Origin of the sequence: Halobacillus salinus, assembly GCF_004684905.1 — a bacterium.
GTDB lineage: Bacteria > Bacillota > Bacilli > Bacillales > Halobacillaceae > Halobacillus > Halobacillus salinus.
Genome location: NZ_SRJC01000013.1, coordinates 1 through 4,447, shown reverse-complemented (window position 1 = coordinate 4,447; position 4,447 = coordinate 1). Strand labels below are relative to the sequence as shown.

The 4,447-nt window shown below is 53.2% G+C and carries 2 rRNA genes; both read right to left on the bottom strand.

The features are described 5' to 3' along the window. A 23S ribosomal RNA gene (locus E4663_RS19525) occupies positions 1 to 2,811 on the bottom strand; the annotation flags it as partial. A 170-nt stretch (positions 2,812 to 2,981) separates the two neighbouring features. Beyond that, positions 2,982 to 4,447 (bottom strand): 16S ribosomal RNA (locus E4663_RS19520); the annotation flags it as partial.

Sequence of the window (4,447 nt, the reverse complement as noted above, 5' to 3'; positions counted from 1 at the left end):
AGGTAATGGGAAATCTCATCTCAAGGTGGGCTTCATGCTTAGATGCTTTCAGCACTTATCCCGACCACACGTAGCTACCCAGCCATGCTCCTGGCGGAACAACTGGTACACCAGCGGTGTGTCCATCCCGGTCCTCTCGTACTAAGGACAGCTCCTTTCAAATTTCCAACGCCCACGACGGATAGGGACCGAACTGTCTCACGACGTTCTGAACCCAGCTCGCGTACCGCTTTAATGGGCGAACAGCCCAACCCTTGGGACCGACTACAGCCCCAGGATGCGATGAGCCGACATCGAGGTGCCAAACCTCCCCGTCGATGTGGACTCTTGGGGGAGATAAGCCTGTTATCCCCGGGGTAGCTTTTATCCGTTGAGCGACGGCCCTTCCATGCGGAACCGCCGGATCACTAAGCCCGACTTTCGTCCCTGCTCGACTTGTAGGTCTCGCAGTCAAGCTCCCTTGTGCCTTTACACTCTGCGAATGATTTCCAACCATTCTGAGGGAACCTTTGGGCGCCTCCGTTACCTTTTGGGAGGCGACCGCCCCAGTCAAACTGCCCACCTGACACTGTCTCCGGACCGGATCACGGTCCTGGGTTAGAATGTCCGTACAGCCAGGGTAGTATCCCACCAGCGCCTCCACCGAAGCTAGCGCTCCGGCTTCTAAGGCTCCTACCTATCCTGTACAAGCTGTACCAACATTCAATATCAGGCTACAGTAAAGCTCCACGGGGTCTTTCCGTCCTGTCGCGGGTAATGTGCATCTTCACACATAGTATAATTTCACCGGGTCTCTCGTTGAGACAGTGCCCAAGTCGTTGCACCTTTCGTGCGGGTCGGAACTTACCCGACAAGGAATTTCGCTACCTTAGGACCGTTATAGTTACGGCCGCCGTTTACTGGGGCTTCGGTTCAACGCTTCGCCGAAGCTAACGCATCCCCTTAACCTTCCAGCACCGGGCAGGTGTCAGCCCCTATACTTCGCCTTACGGCTTCGCAGAGACCTGTGTTTTTGGTAAACAGTCGCTTGGGCCTTTTCACTGCGGCTCCTCGGCAGAGGAGCACCCCTTCTCCCGAAGTTACGGGGTCATTTTGCCGAGTTCCTTAACGAGAGTTCTCCCGCTCACCTTAGGATACTCTCCTCGTCTACCTGTGTTGGTTTGCGGTACGGGCACCTTCTTCCTCGCTAGAGGCTTTTCTTGGCAGTGTGAAATCAGGAGCTTCGGTACTATAATTCCCTCCCCATCACTCCTCGACGTTGCCGAACGGATTTGCCTATTCGACCGTCTCAAAGCTTGGACGCGCACATCCAATGGCGCGCTCTCCTTATCCTCCTGCGTCCCCCCATTACTCAAATGGAATACGGTGGTACAGGAATATCAACCTGTTGTCCATCGCCTACGCCTTTCGGCCTCGGCTTAGGTCCCGACTAACCCTGAGAGGACGAGCCTTCCTCAGGAAACCTTAGACTTACGGTGAAAGAGATTCTCACTCTTTTTTCGCTACTCATACCGGCATTCTCACTTCTAAGCGCTCCACCAGTCCTTACGGTCTGACTTCACGGCCCTTAGAACGCTCTCCTACCACTGATCATAAGATCAATCCGTAGCTTCGGTGGTGTGTTTAGCCCCGGTACATTTTCGGCGCAGAGTCACTCGACCAGTGAGCTATTACGCACTCTTTGAATGATGGCTGCTTCTAAGCCAACATCCTGGTTGTCTAAGCAACTCCACATCCTTTTCCACTTAACACACACTTTGGGACCTTAGCTGACGGTCTGGGCTGTTTCCCTCTCGACCATGAACCTTATCACCCACGGTCTGACTCCCAGAACAAAGTCGCTGGCATTCGGAGTTTGACTGAATTCGGTAACCCGATAGGGGCCCCTCGTCCAATCAGTGCTCTACCTCCAAGACTTTCTATTCTGAGGCTAGCCCTAAAGCTATTTCGGAGAGAACCAGCTATCTCCGTGTTCGATTGGCATTTCACCCCTACCCACACCTCATCCCCGTAATTTTCAACTTACGTGGGTTCGGGCCTCCAGTCAGTGTTACCTGACCTTCACCCTGGACATGGGTAGATCACACGGTTTCGGGTCTACGACCACATACTCATGCGCCCTATTCAGACTCGCTTTCGCTGCGGCTCCGCTTCTTACGCTTAACCTCGCATGTAGTCGTAACTCGCCGGTTCATTCTACAAAAGGCACGCTGTCACCCATTAACGGGCTCCAACTACTTGTAGGCACACGGTTTCAGGTTCTCTTTCACTCCCCTTCCGGGGTGCTTTTCACCTTTCCCTCACGGTACTGGTTCACTATCGGTCACTAGGGAGTATTTAGCCTTGGGAGATGGTCCTCCCGGATTCCGACGGAATTCCTCGTGTTCCGCCGTACTCAGGATCCACTCCGGAGGAAGAAAGATTTCGACTACAGGGCTGTTACCTGCTATGGCTGATCGTTCCAGATCGATTCGCCTATCTTCCTTCTTGATAACTCCAATGGAGTGTCCTACAACCCCAGAAAGCAAGCTTTCTGGTTTGGGCTGATTCCGTTTCGCTCGCCGCTACTCAGGAAATCGCATTTGCTTTCTCTTCCTTCGGGTACTGAGATGTTTCAGTTCCCCGAGTGTACCTTTTCATAGCTATGAATTCACTATGAAATACTGTTCCATTACGAACAGTGGGTTCCCCCATTCGGAAATCTCCGGGTCAAAGCCTACTTACGGCTCGCCGGAGCATATCGGTGTTAGTCCCGTCCTTCATCGGCTCCTAGTGCCAAGGCATCCACCGTGCGCCCTTCTTCACTTAACTATCGTCGTGAAAAGACGTTTGTTTCTAATTGGTTTGATGTCTTGTCATCGTTCAAACTAAAAAAGTTCGAACAATTCTCTTATCCAGTTTTCAAGGTTCACAGTAAATCGAGAGATTTAATCTCTCAAAACTGAACAACCAACCAAGTACGTTTCCGTATCTATCCTTAGAAAGGAGGTGATCCAGCCGCACCTTCCGATACGGCTACCTTGTTACGACTTCACCCCAATCATTGGCCCCACCTTCGGCGGCTGGCTCCAAAAAGGTTACCTCACCGACTTCGGGTGTTGCCAACTCTCGTGGTGTGACGGGCGGTGTGTACAAGGCCCGGGAACGTATTCACCGCGGCATGCTGATCCGCGATTACTAGCGATTCCGGCTTCATGCAGGCGAGTTGCAGCCTGCAATCCGAACTGAGAATGGTTTTATGGGATTTGCTACACCTCGCGGCTTCGCTGCCCTTTGTTCCATCCATTGTAGCACGTGTGTAGCCCAGGTCATAAGGGGCATGATGATTTGACGTCATCCCCGCCTTCCTCCGGTTTGTCACCGGCAGTCACCTTAGAGTGCCCAACTAAATGCTGGCAACTAAGATTAGGGGTTGCGCTCGTTGCGGGACTTAACCCAACATCTCACGACACGAGCTGACGACAACCATGCACCACCTGTCATTTGGTCCCCGAAGGGAAGACCCTATCTCTAGGGTGGTCCAAAGATGTCAAGACCTGGTAAGGTTCTTCGCGTTGCTTCGAATTAAACCACATGCTCCACCGCTTGTGCGGGCCCCCGTCAATTCCTTTGAGTTTCAGCCTTGCGGCCGTACTCCCCAGGCGGAGTGCTTAATGCGTTAACTTCAGCACTAAGGGGTGGAAGCCCCCTAACACCTAGCACTCATCGTTTACGGCGTGGACTACCAGGGTATCTAATCCTGTTTGCTACCCACGCTTTCGCACCTCAGCGTCAGAAACAGACCAGAGAGTCGCCTTCGCCACTGGTGTTCCTCCACATATCTACGCATTTCACCGCTACACGTGGAATTCCACTCTCCTCTTCTGTCCTCAAGTTCCCCAGTTTCCAATGGCCCTCCACGGTTGAGCCGTGGCCTTTCACATCAGACTTAAGGAACCGCCTGCGCGCGCTTTACGCCCAATAATTCCGGACAACGCTTGCCCCCTACGTATTACCGCGGCTGCTGGCACGTAGTTAGCCGGGGCTTCCTCGTTAGGTACCGTCAAGGTACCGCTCTATTCGCACGGTACTTGTTCTTCCCTAACAACAGAACTTTACGATCCGAAGACCTTCATCGTTCACGCGGCGTTGCTCCGTCAGACTTTCGTCCATTGCGGAAGATTCCCTACTGCTGCCTCCCGTAGGAGTCTGGGCCGTGTCTCAGTCCCAGTGTGGCCGATCACCCTCTCAGGTCGGCTACGCATCGTTGCCTTGGTGAGCCGTTACCTCACCAACTAGCTAATGCGCCGCGGGCCCATCTGTAAGTGATAGCGAGAAGCCATCTTTTAATGTTCCTTCATGCGAAGGAACATGTTACCCGGCATTAGCTCCGGTTTCCCGGAGTTATTCCGATCTTACAGGCAGGTTGCCCACGTGTTACTCACCCGTCCGCCGCTCATTCCACGAG